Source organism: Allobosea sp. GW823-FHT01F03 (genome assembly GCF_058798075.1).
The window spans coordinates 4,778,946-4,801,571 of record NZ_CM179505.1 but is presented as its reverse complement, the minus strand read 5'-3'; the positions used below and the strand labels follow the sequence as shown (position 1 = coordinate 4,801,571).

20 protein-coding genes and 1 tRNA gene are annotated in these 22,626 nt (G+C 67.1%); 8 read left to right on the top strand and 13 right to left on the bottom strand.

Annotated elements, in window-relative coordinates; genetic code table 11:
• Nucleotides 1-40 precede the first annotated feature (40 nt).
• The 6 genes from prmC to AC3RCC_RS22965 form a co-directional block, all read right to left on the bottom strand.
• Entirely contained in the window at nt 41-859 is an 819-nt protein-coding gene (gene prmC, locus AC3RCC_RS22990; RefSeq protein WP_291635282.1) for a peptide chain release factor N(5)-glutamine methyltransferase, read from the bottom strand.
• Between the two features lie 97 nt (nt 860-956).
• Nucleotides 957-1,208: a hypothetical protein gene (locus AC3RCC_RS22985; protein ID WP_291635284.1), complete on the bottom strand. Its 252-nt coding sequence runs from the start codon at nt 1,206-1,208 to the stop codon at nt 957-959.
• Nucleotides 1,209-1,268: 60 nt separating this feature from the next.
• Nucleotides 1,269-2,354, bottom strand: coding sequence for a peptide chain release factor 1 (prfA, locus tag AC3RCC_RS22980; protein ID WP_492256702.1), 1,086 nt, complete (start codon nt 2,352-2,354; stop codon nt 1,269-1,271).
• Nucleotides 2,355-2,420: 66 nt separating this feature from the next.
• Nucleotides 2,421-4,688: a phosphoenolpyruvate--protein phosphotransferase gene (gene ptsP, locus AC3RCC_RS22975; RefSeq protein ID WP_291635288.1), complete on the bottom strand. Its 2,268-nt coding sequence runs from the start codon at nt 4,686-4,688 to the stop codon at nt 2,421-2,423.
• Nucleotides 4,689-4,790: 102 nt separating this feature from the next.
• On the bottom strand, nt 4,791-6,395 hold the full coding sequence (locus tag AC3RCC_RS22970; RefSeq protein WP_492258820.1) for an alpha,alpha-trehalose-phosphate synthase (UDP-forming): 1,605 nt from the start codon (nt 6,393-6,395) through the stop codon (nt 4,791-4,793).
• A gap of 3 nt (nt 6,396-6,398) precedes the next feature.
• Nucleotides 6,399-6,602: a hypothetical protein gene (locus AC3RCC_RS22965; protein ID WP_492256701.1), complete on the bottom strand. Its 204-nt coding sequence runs from the start codon at nt 6,600-6,602 to the stop codon at nt 6,399-6,401.
• Between the two features lie 70 nt (nt 6,603-6,672).
• On the opposite strand from AC3RCC_RS22965, the gene otsB reads away from it, so the two are divergent.
• Nucleotides 6,673-7,398, top strand: a complete 726-nt coding sequence (gene otsB, locus AC3RCC_RS22960) for a trehalose-phosphatase (protein WP_492256700.1) — start codon at nt 6,673-6,675, stop codon at nt 7,396-7,398.
• A 35-nt stretch (nt 7,399-7,433) separates the two neighbouring features.
• Nucleotides 7,434-9,272, top strand: a complete 1,839-nt coding sequence (locus AC3RCC_RS22955; protein ID WP_492256699.1) for a glycoside hydrolase family 15 protein — start codon at nt 7,434-7,436, stop codon at nt 9,270-9,272.
• 157 nt (nt 9,273-9,429) lie between these two features.
• On the opposite strand, the gene metW is transcribed toward AC3RCC_RS22955, so the two are convergent.
• The gene (gene metW, locus AC3RCC_RS22950) at nt 9,430-10,053 is read right to left on the bottom strand and encodes a methionine biosynthesis protein MetW (RefSeq protein ID WP_492256698.1); all 624 of its coding nucleotides are present in this window, start codon (nt 10,051-10,053) and stop codon (nt 9,430-9,432) included.
• Between the two features lie 154 nt (nt 10,054-10,207).
• A complete protein-coding gene (metX, locus tag AC3RCC_RS22945; RefSeq protein ID WP_492256697.1) occupies nt 10,208-11,389 on the bottom strand; it encodes a homoserine O-acetyltransferase MetX in 1,182 nt (393 codons plus the stop codon).
• A 268-nt stretch (nt 11,390-11,657) separates the two neighbouring features.
• On the opposite strand from metX, the gene AC3RCC_RS22940 reads away from it, so the two are divergent.
• The 3 genes from AC3RCC_RS22940 to AC3RCC_RS22930 all read left to right on the top strand — a co-directional run bounded on the left by AC3RCC_RS22940 (nt 11,658) and on the right by AC3RCC_RS22930 (nt 14,709).
• Nucleotides 11,658-12,494: a chorismate mutase gene (locus AC3RCC_RS22940; RefSeq protein WP_492256696.1), complete on the top strand. Its 837-nt coding sequence runs from the start codon at nt 11,658-11,660 to the stop codon at nt 12,492-12,494.
• A 167-nt stretch (nt 12,495-12,661) separates the two neighbouring features.
• On the top strand, nt 12,662-13,768 hold the full coding sequence (gene hisC / locus AC3RCC_RS22935; RefSeq protein WP_291635301.1) for a histidinol-phosphate transaminase: 1,107 nt from the start codon (nt 12,662-12,664) through the stop codon (nt 13,766-13,768).
• Nucleotides 13,765-14,709 (top strand): prephenate/arogenate dehydrogenase family protein, encoded by a 945-nt coding sequence (locus AC3RCC_RS22930; protein WP_291635303.1) that lies wholly within the window; start codon nt 13,765-13,767, stop codon nt 14,707-14,709. The genes hisC and AC3RCC_RS22930 overlap by 4 nt, the downstream gene beginning before the upstream one ends.
• Nucleotides 14,710-14,730: 21 nt before the next feature.
• On the opposite strand, the gene AC3RCC_RS22925 is transcribed toward AC3RCC_RS22930, so the two are convergent.
• Nucleotides 14,731-15,318: a hypothetical protein gene (locus AC3RCC_RS22925; RefSeq protein WP_291635305.1), complete on the bottom strand. Its 588-nt coding sequence runs from the start codon at nt 15,316-15,318 to the stop codon at nt 14,731-14,733.
• A 155-nt stretch (nt 15,319-15,473) separates the two neighbouring features.
• Between AC3RCC_RS22925 and AC3RCC_RS22920 the strand changes: the two genes are divergently transcribed.
• The 3 genes from AC3RCC_RS22920 to AC3RCC_RS22910 all read left to right on the top strand — a co-directional run bounded on the left by AC3RCC_RS22920 (nt 15,474) and on the right by AC3RCC_RS22910 (nt 16,683).
• Nucleotides 15,474-15,549 (top strand) — tRNA-Thr (locus AC3RCC_RS22920).
• Between the two features lie 124 nt (nt 15,550-15,673).
• A complete protein-coding gene (locus tag AC3RCC_RS22915) occupies nt 15,674-15,970 on the top strand; it encodes a DUF1059 domain-containing protein (RefSeq protein WP_492256695.1) in 297 nt (98 codons plus the stop codon).
• Between the two features lie 188 nt (nt 15,971-16,158).
• Nucleotides 16,159-16,683 carry a hypothetical protein gene (locus AC3RCC_RS22910; RefSeq protein WP_452116768.1) on the top strand — a complete coding sequence of 175 codons (525 nt, stop codon included), beginning with the start codon at nt 16,159-16,161 and terminating at the stop codon, nt 16,681-16,683.
• Nucleotides 16,684-16,837: 154 nt separating this feature from the next.
• Here AC3RCC_RS22910 and AC3RCC_RS22905 read toward each other — a convergent pair whose 3' ends face one another.
• From AC3RCC_RS22905 to AC3RCC_RS22890, 4 genes are all read right to left on the bottom strand, one after another.
• Nucleotides 16,838-17,395, bottom strand: coding sequence for a LysE family translocator (locus AC3RCC_RS22905; protein WP_492256694.1), 558 nt, complete (start codon nt 17,393-17,395; stop codon nt 16,838-16,840).
• A 140-nt stretch (nt 17,396-17,535) separates the two neighbouring features.
• Nucleotides 17,536-20,685: a multidrug efflux RND transporter permease subunit gene (locus AC3RCC_RS22900; protein WP_492256693.1), complete on the bottom strand. Its 3,150-nt coding sequence runs from the start codon at nt 20,683-20,685 to the stop codon at nt 17,536-17,538.
• Nucleotides 20,686-20,690: 5 nt separating this feature from the next.
• Nucleotides 20,691-21,881: an efflux RND transporter periplasmic adaptor subunit gene (locus AC3RCC_RS22895; protein ID WP_492256692.1), complete on the bottom strand. Its 1,191-nt coding sequence runs from the start codon at nt 21,879-21,881 to the stop codon at nt 20,691-20,693.
• 68 nt (nt 21,882-21,949) lie between these two features.
• A complete protein-coding gene (locus AC3RCC_RS22890; RefSeq protein WP_291635318.1) occupies nt 21,950-22,516 on the bottom strand; it encodes a TetR/AcrR family transcriptional regulator in 567 nt (188 codons plus the stop codon).
• Between the last annotated feature and the right edge of the window lie 110 nt (nt 22,517-22,626).

The window sequence follows — 22,626 nt, the reverse complement described above, 5'->3', positions numbered from 1 at the left end:
CCGCCCTTCCAAGCAAATTCGCTCGGGTGACTGTGAAAGTTCACAGTTCCGCTGTGAAGACCAGCGCGCGGACATGGCCGCCGAGATCGCGATGCGACTGCAGATGCCGCAGTCCCGCAGCCTGCATCAGCGCGCAGACATCGCCTTCCTGCCCGGCCCCGATTTCCAGGATCGCCCGGCCCTCGGGAGCCAGGCGCGCCGGCAGCAGCCCGGCGAGGGCGCGATAGGCGTCGAGCCCGTCGGCCCCGCCATCCAGCGCCAGATGCGGATCATGGTCGCGCACGGCAGGTTCGAGCAGGGCGATCTCGCGGCTGGAAATATAGGGCGGATTCGACAGGATGAGGTCGAATTTTCCGCTCAGCCCCGCATCCCAGCGCGCCAGGCGGAACTCAGCCCGATCGGCGACCCCGTTGCTGACGGCGTTGCGGACGGCGGTCGCCAGCGCGTCCTCGGACAGGTCGACGCCAGTGCCGCGGGCCAACGGAAACTCGCTCAGTGCTGCGATCAGCAGGCAGCCCGTGCCGGTGCCGAGATCGAGAAAGGCGAGCGCCTCCCGGCGACGCTCGCCAAGATGCTGCAGGGCCGCCTCGATCAGCGTCTCGCTATCGGGCCGGGGTTCGAGCGTGCCGGTCGACAGGCGAAAGCTCAGCCCCCAGAATTCGCGGGCGCCGAGCACGCGCCAGAGCGGCTCGCCGGCGAGCCGTCGTGTCAGCGCCGCCTGAAGCCGGGTGGCCGAATCAATATCCAGCCGATCGCCTGCGCCGGCGAGATCCTCGATGAGGATGCGCGCTTCGAAGCTCCAGTCGGCGACCCCTGCCTGGCGCAGCGCTCTTGCGAGCACCTTGCGCGTCTCGGACACGGCTGCGCCCGCCGTCACGGGGACAGCGGGCTCAAAACCGTCGGCGGGATGGCCGGTGCGCGGCAAATCGATCCTTGGCGCCGGCCTTCGGGCCGGCTCAGTTGCCCTGCATCTGCTCCTGGACGCAGGCGTTCATCTTGGTGCGGAGCGCGGATTTGCTCTCCTTAGCGCCGCGGAACTGAAGCTGGCAATCCTGGCGTGCCTGCTTCTCGGTCTTGGCCTTCTGCAGATGCGCGGCATCGCCGCCGAACACCTTGCGTGCGGTCTGCGAACCGGTCTGGGCCTGGGCCAGGGCCGGCGTCAGGGCGATCGCTGCCGCAAGGACCATGCTGCTGAACAGGGTCTTCATCTCTATCCTCCCCTAACGACGTTACCGATAGCCAAGTAACGCACGTTCCGGCGGAAGGTTTCACGCTGCCCCTTGCTCTGCGAGCAGCTCGGCCTGGCGGGCAGCGGTGAGGGCGTCGATGATCTCGTCGAGCACCAGCCCCTGCATCATCTCGTCAAGCCTGTAGAGCGTCAGGTTGATGCGATGCTCGGTGACGCGGCCTTGCGGGAAATTGTAGGTCCGGATCCGCTCCGAGCGGTCGCCGGAGCCGATCTGCGAGCGCCGGTCGGCCGAGCGCTCCGCGTCGGCGCGGCTGCGCTCCATGTCGTAGAGCTTGGCGCGCATCAGCTCGAAGGCGCGCGCCTTGTTCTTGTGCTGCGAGCGCTCGTCCTGGACCACCACCACGATGCCGGACGGAAGATGCGTCAGGCGCACCGCCGATTCGGTCTTGTTGACGTGCTGGCCGCCGGCGCCGCCGGCGCGCATCGTGTCGATGCGCAGATCCTTTTCATCGAGCGACACGTCGACCTCGCTGGCGAGCGGCAGGGTCGCGACGGTGGCGGCCGAGGTATGGATGCGCCCGCTCGCCTCGGTGTCGGGCACGCGCTGCACGCGGTGGACGCCGGATTCGAATTTCAGCCTCGCATAGACACCTTTGCCGGAGATCTCCGCGATGACCTCCTTGAAGCCGCCGACCGTGCCTTCGCTCTCGGAGAGAATGTCGAGGCTCCAGCCCTTCTGGGCGGCGTAGCGCTGATACATGCGCAGCAGGTCGCCGGCGAAGAGCGAGGCTTCGTCGCCGCCGGTTCCGGCCCGGATCTCGAGGATGACGCCGCGCTCGTCTGCGGCGTCCTTGGGGAGCAGCGCGATCAGGATCTCGCGGCTGCGTGTCTCGATCTCGGCGCGCGCCAGGTCGCGCTCCTCATAGGCGAGGTCGCGCATCTCGGCATCGGTCGACGGATCGTCGATCATGGCGAGCGCCTCGTCGAGTCCGGCCTGCGCCTTGCGCCAGGCGGCGATGGCGGCGACCACCGGGTCGAGTTCGGCCAGTTCCTTGGCGAGCTCGACCACGCGGACCGGATCGCTCGCATGGTTGATTGCGTCGCTGGCCGCGGCATGGCGGGCGACGATGCCGTCGAGGCGGTCTTGCGGGAGGAGGAGGGACATGGCGCTGATGCGATCTTGCTGGACATAGGGGCCGGCGCGGCCGGCAAGCACGGTTAGCGGGCGTCGCTAGACCGGTACCTTCATCTCGGCGGCGAGCGCCGAAAGCAGCGGGCGCAGGCTGGCGGCGCCGTCCGACGCGGCGAGCCAGGCATCGAGACGTTGGCGCGCCTTGCCGGCATCGAGTGCCCGCAGCATCGCCTTGACCGGCCCGACCGAGGCCGCCGACATCGAGAACGAGCGGTAACCGAGCGCGATCAGCGCCAGTGCCTCGATCGGCTTGCCGCCCATCTCGCCGCAGACCGTGACCGGGCAGCCGGCCTTGTCGGCATGGTCGACGATTGCGCGCAGGGCCCGCAGCCCGGCGGCGCAGAGCGGATCGAAGCGTTCCGAGACGCGCCGGTTTTCGCGATCGGCCGCGAACAGGAACTGCATCAGGTCATTGGTGCCGACCGAGAGGAAGTCCGCCTCGCGGGCGATCTCCGGCAATTCGAAGAGCAGGGAGGGCACCTCGACCATGACGCCGAGCTGGAGGCTGGACGGGGCCGGGCGGCCGTCGCGCTCCAATACGGCGAGCTCGCGGCGTACGATCAGCCGGGCCCGGAGGAATTCGTTCACGGTCGCGATCATGGGCAGCATGATCTTCATGTCGTAGCCCGCGCCGGCGCGCAGCAGCGCCCGGACCTGGGCGCGCAGCAGCCGTGGCTTGTCGAGCCCGATGCGGATCGCCCGCCAGCCCAGCGCCGGGTTCTCCTCCTCGACGCGCTCCATATAGGGCAGCACCTTGTCGCCGCCGATATCGAGGGTCCGGAAGGTCACGGGCCGGCCATTGGCCGCGGCCAGCACCGCGCCGTAGAGCGTCTGCTGCTCGGCGGTGGTCGGCATGTGCTGCGCCACCATGAATTGCAGCTCGGTGCGGAACAGCCCGATGCCGCCGGCATTGGTCTCGTCCAGATTGGGCAGGTCGACGAGCAGCCCGGCATTGATCTGCAGGCTGATGCCGACACCGTCCTTGGTCACCGCCGGCTGCGTCTTGAGCTTGCGGAACTGCTCCTGCTTGCGGGCGCGCAGGCGCGCCTTGTCCTTGTAGGCGTTCTCGACATCGGGCTGTGGCCGGATCTGCACCTCGCCGGCCTGGCCGTCGACGATGACCGCGTCGCCCGCCTCGATCAGTGCTGTCGCATTGGCGATCTCGCCCACGGCCGGAATGCCGAGCGCGCGCGCCACGATCGCGATATGGCTGGTCGGACCGCCCTCTTCGAGCACGAGGCCGCGCAGATGGGCTCGGTCATAGTCGAGAAGGGCCGCCGGCCCCATCGAACGGGCGATGAGGATGGCGTTTTCCGGCAATTGCTCGCGGGCGACGCCGTTCGGCTTGCCGACCAGCGTGCGCAGCAGCCGGTTGGCGAGGTCGTCGAGATCGTGCAGGCGCTCGCGCAGATAGGGGTCGGTCTGGCGCTGCATCTTGGCGCGCGTATCCGACTGCACGCGCTCGACCGCCGCCTCGGCGGTGAGGCCGGTCATCACCGCCTCGCGCATGCGCCGCAGCCAGCCCTGATCATGCGCGAACATGCGGAAGGTCTCGAGAACGTCGCGATGCTCGCCGGTATGGGCGACATCGCCGCGCTCGATCAGCTCGTCGATCGCCACGCGCATCTGCGCGATCGCCGCTTCCAGCCGCGAGACCTCGAAGGCAGGGTCCTCGGCGATCAGGTCGGTGATCGCGACGCGAGGCTCGTGCAGCACGGCGTAGCCGAGGCCGACGCCGTCGGCCAATGTGGTGCCGACGCCGTGGATCGGACGCTCGAGGCCGATCGCGGCGCCGGGCCGGGACAGGGCCTTCAGGCCGCCGGCCGCGATCATCTCGGCCATGATCATGGCCGTGGTCTGCAGCGATTCGGTCTCGTCCTCGCTGTAGATGCGCGAGGCGCGGTTCTGGATGACGAGCACGCCCATCACCGCGCCGCCGCGCAGGATCGGCACGCCCAGGAAGGAACGGTAGATCTCTTCGCCGGTTTCGGGGCGGTAGGAGAAGGCCGGGTGCGATTGTGCGTCCGAAAGCGCGATCGGCTCGGCCTCGCTGGCGATCAGGCCGACCAGGCCCTCGCCAGCGCGCATGGTGGTGTGGTGGACCGCCTCGCGGTTGAGGCCTTCGGTGGCATAGAGCTCGAGCGAGCCGTCTTCACGCAGGACATAGACCGAGCAGACCTCGGCCACGAGATTGCCGGCGATCAGGACGACGAGCCGGTCCAGCCGCTCCTGCGGACTGACCGGCGCTGCCATCACCTCGCGGAGACGGCGTAGCAGAACGCCCGATCCCCCGAGTGCGCCTCGCATCAAATGCCCTCCGCCCGCCTCCACAGCCTATCAGGCCGACATGTCGCTCCAGACCTGGCTCGTCCTGCCAGCGTGGCAAGAAGAAGCGATCCGTGCCTGCTTCTAGCGAGGTGAAGCGGTATTCGGCAAGAGCTTGGCGCCGTCCTCTTGCCTGAAACCGGCGCGCATTTCGCTCATTACTGCATCATTTGCTGCCGGCGCCGGCTTTTTGGCCGGTTTTGCCGTCGTTTTTTTTGTCGTCGGGCGGCTTGTCGCATTTGGCCCGGCTGCTGCCTGGCGGGTTCGGTTCGTCCGCCGCGGCGGCTCCGGCGGCACGAGGCCGTCATCGCTGTCGGCGCCGGTCAGCGCGGCGAGATAGCGCGAGGTCCACCAGCCGATATCGCTCGCGGCGATAGTGCCGTAGAGCCGCTCGAAGCGCCGCACCCGCTCCGATTGCGGCATGGCGAGCGCGGTGCGAATCGCTTCGGCGACCTCATGCGTGTCGTAGGGGTTGACGATCAGCGCCTCGTGCATCTGATGCGCGGCGCCGGCAAAGCGCGACAGCACCAGCACGCCGGGATCCTCGGGATTCTGCGCCGCGATATATTCCTTGGCGACGAGGTTCATGCCGTCGCGCATCGGCGTCACCAGCCCGACCTGGGCGCGCCGGTAGAAACCGGCCAATGCGCTGCGCGAATAGGCCTTCTTGACGACGCGAATCGGCGTCCAGTCGAATTCGCCGAGCGCGGCATTCAGACGTCCGGCGACCTCGTCCGATTGCCGGTCGAGCTCGGCATATTCGGGGACGTCGCTGCGCGAGGGCGGCGCGATCTGCAGCAGGCCGACATTGCCGCGATGTTCGGGATGGCTGCGCAGGAACTGGCCGAAAGCCTCGAGCCGCTGGACGATTCCCTTGGAATAGTCGAGCCGATCGACGCCGATCACCAGCTTGCGGCCGCCGAGCGGGCCGGTGGTCGCACGGATCGGTTGGGTCGCGGCGCGCACCGAGGCGACGGCGAGCTTGCGAAACGATTCGACGTCTATGCCGATCGGGAAGGCGCGGACGATGGTTTCGCGCGGCCCGGCCCTCACCCGCTCGCCGTCGCGCTGGGCGCCGCGCAGCGCGACCAGCCCGCCGATCAGATTGTCGGCGTCGGTTTGAGTCTGCATGCCGACGAGGTCATAGGCCGTCATCGTGCTGATCAGGGTGGCGCTGAAGGGCAGCGCCCCGAAGACTTCGGCAGACGGCCAGGGAATGTGGTGGAAATAGCCGATCCGGTTGGTGACGCCGCGGCGCCGCAGCTCCGCCGCCAGCGGGATCAGGTGATAGTCGTGGATCCAGATCACGTCGTCGGGCTGCAGCAGCGGCAGCAAAAGCCTGGCGAACCGGCGGTTGACCGCGAGATAGCCGGTATAGTCGGAGCGGTCGAACTCGGTGAGGCCGAGCCGGTAATGCATCAGCGGCCACAGCGCCCGGTTCGAGAAACCCAGATAGTAGCTCTGACGCTCGGCCTCGGTCAGATCGGCGATGGCATAGGAGACTTTGCCGACGCGGACCGGTTCTACGCGGGAGGACGGTTCGGCGCTCGTGCTCCCGCTCCAGCCGAACCAGAGCCCGCCATGCGCTTCCAGAGCGGAGCGGAGTGCCACCGCGAGCCCGCCGGCTGCCACTTTTTCGCCACGTTCTGGCATGGTGACGCGGTTGGAGACCACCACAAGACGCATAATGCCTCACTTTTGTTGACGAATGCCGTTTTGGCGCGGGAACAGAACGCGCCGGCAGACGTAATGTTTCGTGTGCACGCCGGCCTTCTTGGCCGGATCGCGTCGCCGCCGTGACCGGATCATGGCGACGGTGGGAAGCTGAACCCTGAATGTGGCGAGCCGACGGACGGTCGTCCTTTCGCCCGTTTCGTCCTTTAGCAAGGCCGCCATGTCGCAAACTCAGAGCCCAGAAGCTGCAGAGCTGCACGCGCCGCTCGCAGCACGTACCGCATCGATAGCATTGTTTCTTGATTTCGACGGAACCCTGGTCGAGATCGCGCCTTCGCCAGAGGACGTCCGCCTCGACCGGCGCGTGCCGGGTGCGCTGGATGCGCTGAGCCAGCGCCTCGGTGGCGCGCTGGCGCTGGTTTCCGGCCGTCCGGTGGCGTTTCTGGACAGGATGACGGCGCCTTTCCGTTTCGACGCCGCCGGCCTGCACGGCGCGCAGATTCGTCTCGGCGGCGAGGAGGCTCCCCTGGCGGCGCCCTCCGAGGCGCTCCGTACCGCGACGCGGGCCATGGTGCGTTTCGCTAATGCGAATATCGGCGTCATCGTCGAGGACAAGCGCCAGTCCGTCGCGCTGCACTGGCGGCTGGCCCCGGCGCTGGCCGATGAGGCGATGGAGCTGATGGAACGCCTGGCAGCCGAGATCGGCCCCTCGATGCGGCTGCAGCACGGCAAGGCCGTCGCCGAGCTGGTTCCGGCCACTGCGAGCAAGGGCGGGGCCATTGCCTGGCTGATGCAGCAGCCCGCCTATCGCGGCCGCCTGCCCGTGTTCATCGGCGACGACATCACCGACGAGAACGGTTTCGCCACCGTCAACGATGCCGGAGGGCTATCGATTCGGATCGGGGAAGGGCAGACTTGCGCCCGGCACCGGCTCGCCTCGCCGACTGCGTTGCACCGTATCCTGCTCGGCGCTGCGGATGGCGGCGAGCTCACGCTCGAAACCTTTCTCCAGAACTGAACCTTCCACCAAGACCAGCTGCATCAGGGATAGGCATGACTGTCACCACCGTCGCCCCGCCGGGCGTGGCCTCGCTCGATCTCGGCGTCATCGGCAACTGCTCCATCGCCGCGCTGATCGACCGCCAGGCCCGGATCGTCTGGGGCTGCTTCCCGCGCTTCGACCGCGACCCGGTGTTCTGCTCTCTGATCGACAATCGGATCGAGGATGGCGATGCGATGCCGGAAAAGGGCGTCTTCGCCATCGAGATGGTCGGCATGACGCGCTGCGAGCAGAGCTATCTCGACAACACCGCGATCCTCTCCTCGGTGCTTTCCGACGATCACGGCAATGCGTTGGAGATCCTCGATTTCGCGCCGCGCTTCGTCCGCTATGAGCGCTTCTTTCGGCCGCCTCAGCTGGTCCGCCGCGTCAGGCGGGTCTCCGGCCGCCCGCGCATACGTGTCGTCGTGAAGCCGTGCCTCGGTCTCGGCGAGGTGCCGGACGAGATCACCCGCGGCTCCAACCATGTCCGCTTCGTCGGAGCCGACCAGACCATCCGCCTGACCACCGACGCGCCGATCTCCTATGTGCTGGAGAGCATCCCTTTCGCGGTCGAGAAGCCGTTCTCCTTCTTCATCGGCTCGGACGAGGCGCTGCGCGCCGAGATCGAGACGACCTCGCGCGAGTTCCTCGACAAGACCACCGATTACTGGCGCGACTGGGTCCGCTCGCTTTCCATCCCCTTCGAATGGCAGCGCGAGGTCATTCGTGCCGCGATCACGCTGAAGCTCTGCTCCTTCGAGGAGAGCGGGGCCATCGTCGCGGCGCTGACCACCTCGATCCCCGAGGCGCCGGGTACGCAGCGCAACTGGGACTACCGCTTCTGCTGGCTGCGCGACGCCTATTTCGTCGTGCATGCGCTGAACCGCCTCGGCACGACGCGGACGATGGAGGATTATCTCGGCTTCATCACCAACATCGTCGACACTTTCTCGGAGAATGGTGCCGAGCATCTGCCGCCGCTCTATCCGATCACCCGCGGCGGCGAGCTCCGCGAATTCGAGGTGCCGAATCTCGCCGGCTATCGCGGTCACCAGCCTGTGCGTGTCGGCAATGGCGCGGCGACGCAGATCCAGAATGACGGCTATGGCGCGGTCGTGCTCGCCGCCACCCATTCCTTCTTCGACCGCCGGCTCATCCAGCCGGGCAAGGAAACGCTCTTCAGCCAGCTCGAGCGTATGGGCGAGCGGGCGATCGAGCTCTTCGACAAGCCCGATGCCGGCCCCTGGGAGCTACGCGAGAAGCAGGTCGTCCACTCCTTTTCCAGCGTGATGTGCTGGGCCGCCTGCGACCGGCTTGCCCGCATCGCCGGCACGCTCGGCCGGGCCGACCGCAAGGAGTACTGGCGCGGCGAGGCCAGGCGTCTGAAAGGCATCATTGCCGACCGGGTCTGGAACCAGGAGAAGGGTCATTTCGTCTCGACCTTCGACGGGACCGATCTCGACGCGACGCTGCTGCTTTTCGCCGAGCTCGGCTTCGTCAAGCCGGATGATCCCCGTTATATCGCGACTGTCGAGGCGATCGGCCGCGAGCTCGGCCGCGGCGACCTGATCCTGCGCTACGGCACGCAGGACGATTTCGGCTTCATGCACACCGGCTTCCTGATCTGCGCCTTCTGGTATGTCGATGCGCTGCACGCGATCGGCCGCAAGGACGAGGCCAAGGAGCTGTTCGGGCGCATCCTGCAGCGCCGCAACAGCTTCGGCCTGCTCTCCGAGGACGCCGATCTCGAGACCGGCGAACTCTGGGGCAATTTCCCGCAGACCTATTCGATGGTCGGACTGATCAATTCGGCGATGCGGCTCAGCCGCAACTGGGAAGAGGCGTTCTGACGTGGCCTTGTCTTTCCGGGGCAGGCCTCAGGCCTGAGCCCGGAACCCATGAACACCATGGTTGCCGGAATGACCGAGGCGGCTCGCCTCGATTTGACGCGTGGTGTTCATGGGTTCCGGGCTCTTCGCTGCGCGAAGCACCGGAAAGACTGCGGCGCTATCCGCGCTTCAGCAGGAACACCGCCTGCGCGCCAAAGAGGTTCCAGAACCACCAGGGCGCGCTGACGCCGACTTTGCCGCCGGCGACGTCGAGCGCGACCGCCCGTTCCTTGACCGCGCCGATCGTGTCGCAGAGCACGACGAAGTCGCGGATCGTGCAGAAATGGATGTTCGGCGTGTCCCACCAGGAATAGGGCAGGGCCTCGGTCACCGGCATGCGGCCGAGGAAGAAGACCTGGCTGCGCATGCGCCAATGCCCGAAATTCGGGAAGGAGACGATGGCGCGCCGGCCGATGCGCAGCATCTGCTCCAACACCAGCCGCGGATTGCGCGTCGCCTGGATGGTCTGCGAGAGGATGACGTAGTCGAAGGAATCGTCGGGATAGTCGGCGAGATCGGTGTCGGCGTCGCCCTGGATCACCGAGAGCCCGCGCGCCACGCAGCCGGCGACGCCTTCGCGCGACAATTCGATGCCGCGGGCGTCGACGCCGCGGGTTTCGGCGAGCAGCGCCAGCAATTCGCCGTCGCCGCAGCCGACATCGAGCACGCGCGAGCCGGGCGTCACCATCTCGGCGACGAGGCGCAGGTCGATGCGGTTGGTGTGGTTGTCCGGGAGGGTCATCGACGCCCCATGTCGGTAGGGAGTGTGAACCGATCCGTCATGCTCGCCCTTGTGGCGAGCATCCACGTCTTGAACGCGACATTCGACCAGCGAAGACGTGGATGGTCGGGACAAGCCCGACCATGACGATTGAGGTTGCTTTCCCGCGTCGCCATCACAGCCCCCGCGCCCGTGCCGCCGCGCCGATGAAGCCGCGTGTCGTCGCGAACAGGTTCGGCTCCTCCAGCAGGAAGGCGTCGTGGCCCTTGTCGCTTTCGAGCTCGACGAAGGAGACCGAGGCGCCGGCCGCGTTCAGCGCATGCACGATGGCGCGCGAATCGCTGGTCGGGAACAGCCAGTCGGAGGTGAAGGACGCGACGCAGAAGCGTGTCTTCGTGCCGGCGAAAGCCTTGGCGAGCACGCCGTCATGGTCGGCGGCGAGGTCGAAATAGTCCATCGCCCGCGTCACGTAGAGATAGGAATTGGCGTCGAAGCGTTCGACGAAGCTGACGCCTTGATGGCGGAGGTAACTTTCAACCTGAAAATCGGCGTCGAAGGTGAAGGTCGGCGCGCTGCGCTCCTGCAGCCGGCGGCCGAATTTGCGGTGCAGTGCCGGCTCCGAGAGATAGGTGATGTGGGCGCCCATCCGCGCTACCGACAGGCCCTTGGCCGGGCGCGTATTCTCGTCGAGATAGCGCCCGCCGCGCCAGTCGGGATCGGCCATCACCGCCTGGCGTCCGACCTCGTGGAAGGCGATGTTCTGGGCCGAATGCTTGGCTGCGGTCGCAAGCGGCACGGCCGAGAACACCCGCTGCGGGTAGCTCGCCGCCCATTGCAGCACCTGCATACCGCCCATCGAGCCGCCGACGACGCTGAACAGGCTGTCGATGCCGAGCGAGTCGAGGAGATGCGCCTGTGCCCGCACCATGTCGCGGATCGTCACCATCGGGAAGGACAGGCCCCAGGGCTTGCCGGTCTCCGGATTGGTCGAGGCCGGGCCGGTGGTGCCCATGCAGCCGCCGAGCACATTGGCGCAGATCACGAAGAAGCGGTCGGTATCGACCGGCTTGCCGGGGCCGACCATCGCCGTCCACCAGCCGCCCTTGCCGGTGATCGGGTTGCGGCTGGCGACATGCTGGTCGCCGGTCAGCGCATGGCAGATCAGGACGGCATTGGAGCGGTCCGCATTCAGCTGCCCATAGGTCTGATAGGCGATCTGCCAATGCTCGAGCACCGCGCCGGAATCGAGCTGGAGCGCCCGTTCGGGACCGAATTGCACGAGCAGGCTGGAAGGCCGGTTGGCTTCGGTCAGCGCATCGGCCAGAGCCTGGTCTTCCTGGGTCGTCCGGTTTGGCATTCCGATTTGTCTTGTCGCCCGGCCTGTTCGAAATAGCGGACCTAACCGATGGCGTGCCGCTCGTGCCCTGTCAACGCGCGGATGCGCGCTGACGGCTTTGCCAAGGCGGACCGGCGCAGATATGAGACCAGTGAAACCTCAGCCCTCACCCTGAGGAGCGGATATTGGTCCGCGTCTCGAAGGCGGTTCCAGCGCGTTCTGGAGCGTCCTTCGCGGCTCCTCGGGACGAGGGCTGGAGGCCGTTCCTTCTGGAGGTTGGTCGAACCCCATGGCCGAAGCCGCTCCGACGACCCTTGCCGATCTGCGCAGCGAGATCGATCGCATCGACGCTGCCATGCACGGCCTCCTGATGGAGCGCTCCTCCATCATCGAGACGCTGATCGCGATCAAGAAGACGCAGGTTTCGGGGTCGGCCTTCCGCCCTGGTCGCGAGGCCGACATGATGAAGCGCCTGGCGCTGCGCCATCAGGGGCTGCTGCCGCTCGACACGGTCGAGAGCATCTGGCGCATCATCATCGCGACCTTCACCTTCGTGCAGGCTAATTACTCGGTCCATGCCGACATCTCCGGCGGCGACGCGCCGATGCGCGACAGCGCCCGCTTCCATTTCGGCTTCACCGTGCCATACGTCCCGCATGAGGATGCCCGCGCCGTGATCCGGGCGGTGGCCGAATCGGTCGGTGATCTCGGCATCTTCCGCATGGATCTCGGCGCCAGCGCCGGCGTCTGGTGGCGCGATCTGATCGGCGAGGACAAGCCGAAGATCATCGCCCGCCTGCCCTTCATCGAGCGTCCGGACCATCCGGCGGGGACCCCGGTCTACTGCATCGCCAAGCCGCTGGCGGATGCCGCCATGCGCGAGATCGTGCTCTATGCCGCCCGTGTGGAGCGCTGGTCGGAGACGTTGCGCGCCGGCCTTGCCCAGCATCTCGCCGAGGTTTCGGCCAGTGCCGCCGACGGCTCGCATCTGGCGCTGCTCGTGGCTGCGTCCGGTGAGACCCCGGTCGGAGCGATCCGTGCCGCGCTCGAGCCGGCCGGTCTCAAGGAACTTGCCGAGATCGGCAGCCACGCCGCCCGCTTCGCCTTCAAGTCCACGCGCTCCTGAAATGAACCCTCATCGCTGAACCCTCTTCGTCATCCCGGACAAGCCGCGTAGCGGCGCCGATCCGGGATCCATGCTGAAGCGTCTCGGCATGGATCCCGGGTCTCTCTCCGGTCGCCCGGGATGACTTCGGTGGTTCGAACAAACGCCTGAAACCGAAAGCCCGCGCCATGACCACGCCCTCCCGTCCCGTTCCGCGTCCCGGCGTCCTCGACATCGAGGCCTATGTTCCCGGCAAGTCGTCGGCCCCGGCCGGCGTCAAGCTGCACAAGCTCTCCTCCAACGAGACCCCGCTGGGTCCGAGCCCGAAGGCGGTCGCCGCCTATGGCGCGCTCGCCGGCAAGCTCGAACTCTATCCCGACGGCTCGGCGACGAAGTTGCGCGAGGCGATCGCCGGCCGCTACGGGCTCGATCCGAACCGCCTCGTCTGCGGCACCGGTTCGGACGAGCTGCTGCAGCTGATCACCAAGGTCTATCTCGGCGAGGGGGACGAGGGTGTCTTCACCGAGCACGGCTTCCTCGTCTACAAGATCGCCATCCTCGCCGCGGGCGGCAAGCCGGTCGTCGTGCCCGAGAAGGATCTGAGGACCGATGTCGATGCGATCCTGAAGGCGGTGACGCCGAAGACCAAGATCGTCTTCCTCGCCAACCCCAACAACCCGACCGGTACCTATCTGCCCTTCGACGAGGTCAAGCGCCTGCATGCCGGCCTGCCGCCGCATGTGCTGCTGGTGCTCGATGCGGCCTATTCCGAATATGTCCGCCGCAACGACTATGCCTCCGGCCTCGAACTCGTCGCCGAGAGCGAGAACGTCGTGATGACGCGCACCTTCTCGAAGATCTATGGCCTCGCCAATCTGCGCCTCGGCTGGCTCTACGGGCCGGCCGATGTCATCGATGCACTCAATCGCACCCGCGGCCCGTTCAACGTCAACGGCGCCGCGATCGAGGCCGGCGTCGCGGCAATCGCCGACGAGGCGCATCTTGCTGCCGCGATCGCGCATAACGACAAATGGCTGGCCTGGGTCACGGCCGAGCTGGAGAAGCTCGGCCTCTCCGTCACGCCCTCGGTCGGCAATTTCATCCTGATCCATTTCCCGAAGCTCGCCGGCAAGACCGCCAAGGAGGCCGATGCCTTCCTGTCCGAACGCGGCCTGATCCTGCGCTCGGTCGCCTCCTATGGCCTGCCCGACGCGCTGCGCATGACCATCGGCAGCGAGGAGGCCAACCGCCTCGTCGTGGCGGCGCTCGCCGACTTCCTGGGCAAGGCCGCGTGAGCGCGCCCGAGAGCTTCGCGCCGCGCCGCGACGAGCCGCTCTTCGGGCGGCTCGCCATCATCGGCATCGGCCTGATAGGTTCCTCGATCGCGCATGCGGCGAAGGAGCTCAATCTCGCCCGCCACATCGTGCTGAGCGACGCCAATGCGGATGTCCGGCGGCGGGCCCGCGAGCTCGATCTCGGCCACGAAGTCGCCGAAAGCGCCGTCGAGGCGGCGCGTGAGGCCGATCATGTCGTGCTCTGTGTGCCGGTCGGCGCCTGCGGCGCGGTGGCGGCGCAGATCGCCGGCGTGCTGAAGCCCGGCGCGATCCTGTCCGATGTCGGCTCGGTCAAGCATGCCGTCGTCGAGGCGGTCGGCCCGCATCTGCCCGAGGGCGTGCATTTCGTCCCGGCCCATCCGGTCGCCGGCACCGAGAATTCCGGCCCCGATGCCGGTTTCCCCAGCCTCTTCCTCAACCGCTGGTGCATCCTGACGCCGCCGCCCGGCACCGATGAGGGGGCGATTGCCCGCACCCGCCAGTTCTGGGAGGGCATGGCCGCGATCGTCGAGGTGATGGGCTCGCAGCACCACGACCTCGTCCTCGCCATCACCAGCCATCTGCCGCATCTGATCGCCTACAACATCGTCGGCACCGCCGAGGATCTGGCGGCGGTGACGCAGTCGGAGGTGATCAAGTTCTCGGCCGGCGGCTTCCGCGACTTCACCCGCATCGCGGCCAGTGACCCGACGATGTGGCGCGACGTCTTCCTCGCCAACAAGGAGGCGGTGCTGGAGATGCTCGGCCGCTTTAACGAGGATCTCGCGCTGCTCACCCGCGCCATCCGCTATGGTGACGGCGAGACGCTGCACAAGCACTTCACCCGCACGAGGGCCATCCGCCGCGGCATCGTCGCGCTCGGTCAGGAGAAGGCCGAGACGGAGAAGCTCAAAAAGGGCTGAGGATGCCCCGGGAAGGGGAGGTCAGAGCCGCTGGCGCAGGCCGTTGTGCAGGCCCGGACGCCTGCCATAGTTCGGATCGGCCTGATCGTAGATCGTCGCCACCTGCTCATACATCGCCTGGAAGCTGTCGTCGAAAGTGACGTCCATGCCCGGCTTGCGGCCGATTTTGCGCGTGAGCTGGGTGGCGTTGCCGTTCGGCTTGAACAGCGGCTTGCCGTAATGGTGCAGCACATAGATGTTCGAGGTCAGCGCGCAGACGGTTTCCTCCTGATAGGGCGAGATGCCCTGGACATAATCCATGTCGAGGACGGCGTGCAGACATTCATGGATGATGGCGCCGCGGTGCCGCTGGGAGATCGCGGTCGATTTCAGCATGGACGAATGCAGGATCATGCTGTCCTTGCGCGGGTTGTAGGCTGCGTCGGCCTGGGACGAGGCGAGATAGGCATCGTCGATCTCGAAGCCGATCTCCTGCCTTCGGATGGCCGCCTTCAGCCGCGTGAAGCGCTCGGCGTAGACATCATAGCCCTCGATCCGAAAGCGGATGTTCGGAACCGCTGCGCTCGACAGTACGATCGAAACCAAGGCCCGCAACGTTGCTTCGGACATGACAGGCTCCCGGGGCTGGGCGGGGCGTTTCCACGCGGCCTATGGCAGCAAAGAGCTTACTCCGTTTCGCTTGCTCTGCTCAGTGCCGTTTTAGGCGGGAAGGCTTCACCCGCAGCTTGCCAAGAACCGGGTGGGCTGGTACAGCCCCGTCCGTCGCCGCAATAGCTCAGCTGGTAGAGCACCTCATTCGTAATGAGGGGGTCGGGGGTTCGAATCCCTCTTGCGGCACCATCCGCCGTCTCAGGCTGTTGATCACCTCCGTTCCACCTGTGGATGAGCCGGCAGTTTTTTGTCGGAAACCGGGGCTCCGCTGCCCTGACGGGGCGACGACGCGCCTTTTCCCAAGCTCCCCCGGATGAGCTATATTGCGAGCGGGCAGTCTCCATCGTCAGGAGGCGGCGGAGAAATGCTCGGCCTTCCAGAAGGGGAGGACGCAATGGGACGCAAGTTCATCGATTGCCGTGCATTCCCGAGCGAGATGAAGTGCTCGATCGCGATCAGCGCCGATTCCGAAAAGGAGCTGCTGGAGGCTGCCGTCCAGCATGCTGTTGCCGTGCATGGCCATAAGGACAGCCCGGAACTGAGGGGGCAGCTCAGGGGCATCATCAAGGATGGCATGCCGCCTGCGACGATGCCGGGGCGCGCCGCCTGAGTCTGGAGACCCTGAGAGCCTTCGCCCTTCGGGCCTCCAAACATAAAGCCGCTTGACGCTTCATTGCCGCACCGGGTGCTATCGCCGGGTGAAGCGGCGCCTGGAAATCCGCGCGCCTGCATCCCGGTTGCCAGGGCGCGTGGGCCGCCGAATACTGCGCCTCCCGGACAAGCATGGAGGCGCAAGCGATGACGCTGTCGATCAAGACCGAGAATTCCCTGCTCAAGCAGGACGAAATCGCCTTCGTCGCCGGGACGCATTACCCGGCCATCGTCGAGGCCGACGACAAGGCGCTCGCCGAGATGCGCAAGCGCATCCGCGACCTCCAGGAGAAGGAGCGGACCTTCGTCCGGCAGATGCGCCGCAGCATTCGCGGCAAGGCCGATGCGCGCGGCGGGAGCTTTCCGGGGGAGGTCGAGCGTCCGTCCCGCCGCAAGCAGGTCTGGGCCCAGGCCGCCAAGCGGCTCAACCGGGAGACGGCGCGTCGCCGGGCGATCGCAGCCCATGAGGAGATGAAGGATGCCGCCCGCCGGGCGCTCGCGCTCAAGGCCGGCAGCAAGGCCAAGGCTCAGCCGGTCGACCGCTCCGCGGACGGCGGCATGATCGCGATCGAGAGCCGCAAGCGCCGCTTCAGCGTCAACCGGGCCAAGGTCGGCAGCGTCTCGCAGGCCGGCAAGCGCGCTCAGGCCAGGCGGGACGCGAAAGGCGCCTAGATCGCCGCGCGTCCGTTCGGACGCGGTCAGGGTGATCTATCTCAGTGTTATCGCGTCGGAATTGTCCGAAAAGTGGAGTCCACTTTTCGGTCCGATGCTTAAGGCGCCATCAGGGTAGGACGGTGCCGGCTTTCGGCCGGCTCCGTTCAGTTTCTCACTGCGCTGCGCTGACGGCCGCCGCGACGGCGAAGCCGCAGACGATCATCGCCGCCATCCGGTAGGAATGCCGCCGCAGGCGTGCCGGCAGGCTTGCGCCGAGTACGGTCCAGCCGAGCCCGGCCAGGGCCGACAGCGCGACGAAGCTCAGCAGGCCGAGCGCCGGTACGTCCGGCAGCAGGGACGGGATCGAGATCGTCCCGACCAGCATCGCCTTCGGGTTCAGCAGGGTGGTGACCAGCACCCGCGCAAAGGCGCCGGAGCGTGCCGGGATCTCAGGGACGACGGGCAGCGACCAGAGCTTGCGGGCCGAGATCAGAAGCCAGACGGCGGCCATCGCCTTCATCGCCGGCAAGGCCTGCGGCACGTCCCTGAGCAGGCTCGCGACCGAGAGGAAGAAGCCGATGGCGAGCGCATAGCCCAGCGCTTCGGCCAGCGGCAGCAGCTTCGCCTGCCGCAGGCCCATAGCCGCGCCGGAGGCGGCCAAAATCGTGTTGGTCGGCCCCGGCGTCAGCAGGATCGCCGCGGAAGTCAGCAGGAAGGTCGCGATCTGCAAGGGGCGCCTCGGGGTAGCGGTCGCAATCTCCTACCCCGCGGCGGCCGCCGGTACTTTGACTTGCCGCAAGGCGGCTTGGCTTTCCTTGCGGAAGTTGCTGGGGCCCAGCCGTCGCGAGGGGACGGCTTGGCCCGGACGGCTCAATCCTCCGCCGCCACCGCGACCTGCGTCGCCTTCGGCTCCAGCCCCGGCTTGGGCTCCTTGGGCGCGAACAGCTTCATGATGAAGACGAAGAAGGCCGGCACGAAGAAGATCGCGAGCACCGTCGCCGAGATCATGCCGCCGAGCACGCCGGTGCCGATCGCGTTCTGGCTCGCGGCGCTGGCGCCCGTCGCGATGGCGAGCGGCACCACGCCGAGCGTGAAGGCGAGCGAGGTCATCAGGATCGGCCGGAAGCGCAGATGTGCCGCCTCGATCGTCGCTTCCATGAGCGGCTTGCCCTCGGCATGCAGGTCCTTGGCGAACTCGATGATCAGGATCGCGTTCTTGGCGGAGAGCCCGATGATCGCGATCAGCCCGACGAGGAAGTAGACGTCGTTGGGCATGCCGCGCAACGTCACCGCCGCGACCGAGCCGATCACGCCGAGCGGCACCACCATCATCACCGAGAGCGGGATCGACCAACTCTCATAGAGCGCCGCCAGCAGCAGGAAGACCAGCAGGATGCTGAGTCCGATCAGCAACGGCGCCTGCGAGCCCGACTGGATCTCCTGCAGCGACTGTCCGGTCCATTCATAGCCGAAGCCCGGCGGCAGTTCGCGCGCCAGCCTTTCCATCTCGGCGATGGCGGCACCCGACGAATAGCCCGGCGCGGCCTGGCCGGCGATGCGCACCGCGGGATAGCCGTTATAGCCGACGACCTGCGAAGGGCCCTTCGACCATTCGATGCTGGCGAAGGAGGAGAACGGCACCATGCCGCCATGGGCATTGCGGACGTTCAGGCGCAAAAGGTCGGCGGTCTGCATGCGCTGGCCTTCATCGGCCTGGACCGTGACCCGCTGCATGCGCCCGGCATTCGGGAAGTCGTTGACATAGGATGAGCCGAGATTGGCCGAGATCGTGGCATTGATGTCGGCGAAGGCGACGCCGAAGGTGTTCGCCTTCTCGCGGTCGATGATCAGGTTGACCTGGGCGGCATCGGCGAGCCCCTCGACGCGAAGGCCGACGAGAACCGGGCTCTGGGCCGCCGCGGCGAGCAGTTGCGCGCGCGCCGCCGAAAGCGCCTCCTGGCCGAGGCCGGCACGGTCCTGCAGGCGGAAGGTGAAGCCGCTCGAATTGCCCAGCCCTTGGATCGGCGGCGGCGACAGTGCGAATGTCTGCGCATCCTTGATCTGGAACATCTTGCCGTTCATCCGGGCCGAGATGGCAGTGGCGGAATCGCTGGGGCCGCGCTCGCTCCAGTCCTTCAGCGTGATGAAGGCGAGCGCCGCGTTCTCGCCGGCGCCGGCGAAGCTGTAGCCGGAGATGCCGACCATGCGCGAGACGGCGGGCTCGGCGAGCGCGATCTTCTCGATCTGCTTGAGCACGTCGAGCGTCCGGTTGGCACTGGCCTCCGGCGGGGCCTGCACGTCGACGATCAGATAGCCCTGGTCCTCGTTCGGCAGGAAGGCGGAGGGCAGCCGCATGAACGACCAGCCGAGCCCGGCGAGCAGGGCGAGGTAGATCAGCATGTAGCGGCCGGTGCGGCGCGTGATCCCCGAGACGATGCCGCTATAGCCATGCGACATCCGGTCGAAATTGCGGTTGAACCAGCCGAAGAAGCCCTTCTTCTCCTCGTGATGGCCCTTTGCGATCGGCTTCAGGAAGGTGGCGCAGAGCGCCGGGGTCAGGGTCAGCGCCAGGAAGCCCGAGAACAGGATCGAGACGACCATGGTCAGGCTGAACTGCTGGTAGATGATGCCGACCGCACCGGGGAAGAAGGCCATCGGCACGAACACCGCCGTCAGCACCAGGGTGATGCCGACGATCGCGCCGGTGATCTGCGTCATCGCCTTGCGGGTCGCCTCTTTCGGCGAAAGCCCTTCCTCGGCCATGATGCGCTCGACATTCTCGACCACGACGATGGCGTCGTCGACCAGGATGCCGATCGCCAGCACCATCGCGAACATGGTCAGCACGTTGATCGAGAAGCCGGCGGCGAACATGATCGCGCAGGTGCCGAGCAGCGCGACGGGCACGACCAGAGTCGGGATCACCGTGTAGCGGAAGTTCTGCAGGAACAGGAACATCACCACGAAGACCAGCGCCATGGCCTCGAGCAAGGTGTGAACCACCTTCTCGATCGAGACCTCGACGAAGGGCGATGTGTCGTAGGGGATGTCGTATTTCAGCCCGGCCGGGAAGAAGCGCGCGAGCTCCTCCATCTTGGCCTGGACCGCCTGCGAGGTCGCGAGCGCATTGCCGGTCGGCGAGAGCTGCACGCCGATCGCGGCGCTCGGCTGGCCGTTCAGGCGCGTCGAGAAATTGTAGGATTCGCCGCCGACCTCGATCCGGGCGACGTCGCGCAGCCGGACCGACGAGCCGTCGAGATTGGCGCGCAGCACGATCGAGCCGAACTGCTCGGGCGAGGTCAGCTGCCCCTTGACCAGCACGGTGGCGGAAAGCTGCTGGTTGATCGGGTTCGGCTGGGCGCCGATGCGGCCCGCCGCGACCTGGGCGTTCTGGGCCCGCACGGCGGCGATGACGTCGGCCGAGGTCAGCTTGAGCCCGAGCATCTTCTCCGAATCCATCCAGATCCGCATCGAGCGCTGGGTCGCGAAGAGCGTGGCGCTGCCGACGCCGGGAATGCGCCGGATCTCGCCGAGCACGTTGCGATTGAGATAGTCGCCGAGGCCGATCGCGTCGACCTTGCCGTCGGCGGAGGTCAGCGTCACCAGCATCAGGAAGCCGGTGCCGGCCTGCTCGACGCGCATGCCCTGCTGCACCACGGTCTGCGGCAGGCGCGGCTCGACCCGGCTGATCCGGTTCTGCACCTCGACCTGCGCCTCGCCGATCTTGGTCCCCGGCGCGAAGGTGACGGTCAGGTTGATCCGGCCGTTCGCCTCCGAGGTCGACTCGAAATAGAGCAGGCCCGGGACGCCGTTGAGCTCCTCCTCGATCGGCCGCGTGACGCTCTGGTAGATGTCCTCGGGCGAGGCGCCGGGATAGTTGGTGCTGATCGTGATCTGCGGAGGCGCGACATTCGGATACTGCGCGATCGGCAGCATCGGAATCGTGATGACGCCGGCGAGCATGATGAAGATCGCGACAACCCAGGCGAAGATCGGGCGGTCGATGAAGAAGCTCGGCATCGCGTTCAGCCCTGCTTTTCGGTGGCGGCGGCAGGGTCGGCGGCGGCCGGCTTCCACGGCATGCCGGTGAACTTGGCGCCGGGGCGGATCTTCTGGAAGCCTTCGACCACGACCTGATCGCCGGGCTTCAGCCCGTCCTCGATCACCTGGCGGTTGTCGAGCGTACGCCCTGCTCTGACCGGAAGAAGCTCCAGCGTACCGTCGGCCTTCAGGACATAGAGCTGCGCCTGGCCGCTGCCATCGCGCTGGATCGCCTGCAGCGGCACGGCGATGGCGTTGCTCTGCGCGCCCTGCTCGAGGACGACACGGACATACATGCCAGGCAGCAGATCGCCTTCAGGGTTGGGGAACTGGCCGCGCAGTGTCACCTGTCCGGTGGTGACGTCCACCGTGGCCTCGGAGAACAGCAACTGGCCGCGATGCTTGTAGGTGGCACCATTGTCGAACAGCAGCTGGACATTGGCGGCGCCCGGATTGGGCCCGGTCAGCGCGCCGAGCTTGAGCGCTTGCCGCAGGGCGAGCAATTCACCGGCCGACTGGGTGAAGTCGGCATAGACCGGGTCGAGCTGCTGGATCGTCGCCAGGATATCGGCGGCGCCGGTGCCGACGAGGGCGCCTTCGGTGATCAGGGCACGCCCGATCCGGCCGCTGATCGGCGCCCGGACTTCCGAGTATTCAAGGTCGAGCTGCGCTGCGTCGAGACCGGCGCGGGCCGCGGCGACGTCGGCATCGGCCTGGGCCAGCTGCGCGACCGCCGTCTCCTGCTGCTGGGTGCTGGCGACTTTGCGTTCGAGCAGCTCGACGATCCGGTCCGAGTGCTGGCGGGCCTGAAGCTGGCTCGCCTCGGCCCGCTTCAGCGCCGCTTCGGCGCTGGCGACCCGCACACGGAACGGCGCCGGGTCGATCCGGTAGAGCACGTCGCCCTGCTTGACCATGCTGCCCTGCTGGAAGACGCGCTCGACGACGATGCCGGAGACGCGCGGGCGCACTTCGGCGATGCGCGTCGGCGCGATCCGACCCGGCAGGTTGTTGGTCACCGGCAAGGTCTGCGGCTCGGCCGTGATGACGCCGATGGCGACCGGCGGACGCTGTGCCGCGGCGCTCTGGGCGGGCTTCTTTTCTTCAGAGCAGGCGGCAGTCAGCAGCAGCACGCCGAGCAGGAGGCCGCGGCCAAGATGCGAGATCGGGAGGGTCATGCGGGGATCCGGATGGGGGTACAAATGGAGAAGGACGGAGATCTGGTCTGCTGCGGTTGATCCGCTGGCTAGGCCGCCGGTAAGGCCGGGGACTGGTCGACCAGCCAGCCGAGGTCGGCGACGATGCGCTCGCGCTCGTCCGCCGACCAGCTATGCAGCTCGAACCATTCCATCATCATCAGCCCCTGGGCGGCGAGGAAAGCGAGCATCGCGCCGCGCGGATGGGTGGACTGGCTGGCGATCTCGGCGATTTGGTCGCGGTTGATCGCCTGGATCGGCTCGCGCAGCTCGGCATCCTGGGCCAGTGCGGCGCACAGGTTGAACGCCACGGCGCGTTCCAGGTCGGAGCGATGCCGGGCAGCGGAGGCGATCCGGCCGCGGATCAGCGCATCCGGCTCGCCTGCGAGCGCATCGACGAATGTCTGGATATAGGCGGTCTCGACGGCGACGCGCCGTTCGATAACGGCCCGGATCAGGGCGCGCTTGGTCTTGTAGTCATAGAGCACGCTCGCCTTGCTGATCCCGGCCTCGGCCGCGACGGCTTCAAGCGTTAGGCGCGCTGCGCCGTCCCGGCTCACAACCTTTTCGGCTGCGTCGAGGACGGCTTCCCGATCGATGGTGCGATGGCGGCCCATGGCTCACTTTGATAATAACCGACCGGTTGGATATAAATTGGCTTTGCGCTATGTCAACCCGTGCGGCCCGGCGATGGACCATCGTCTCCGATGGCCGAAAGCCAGGCCAT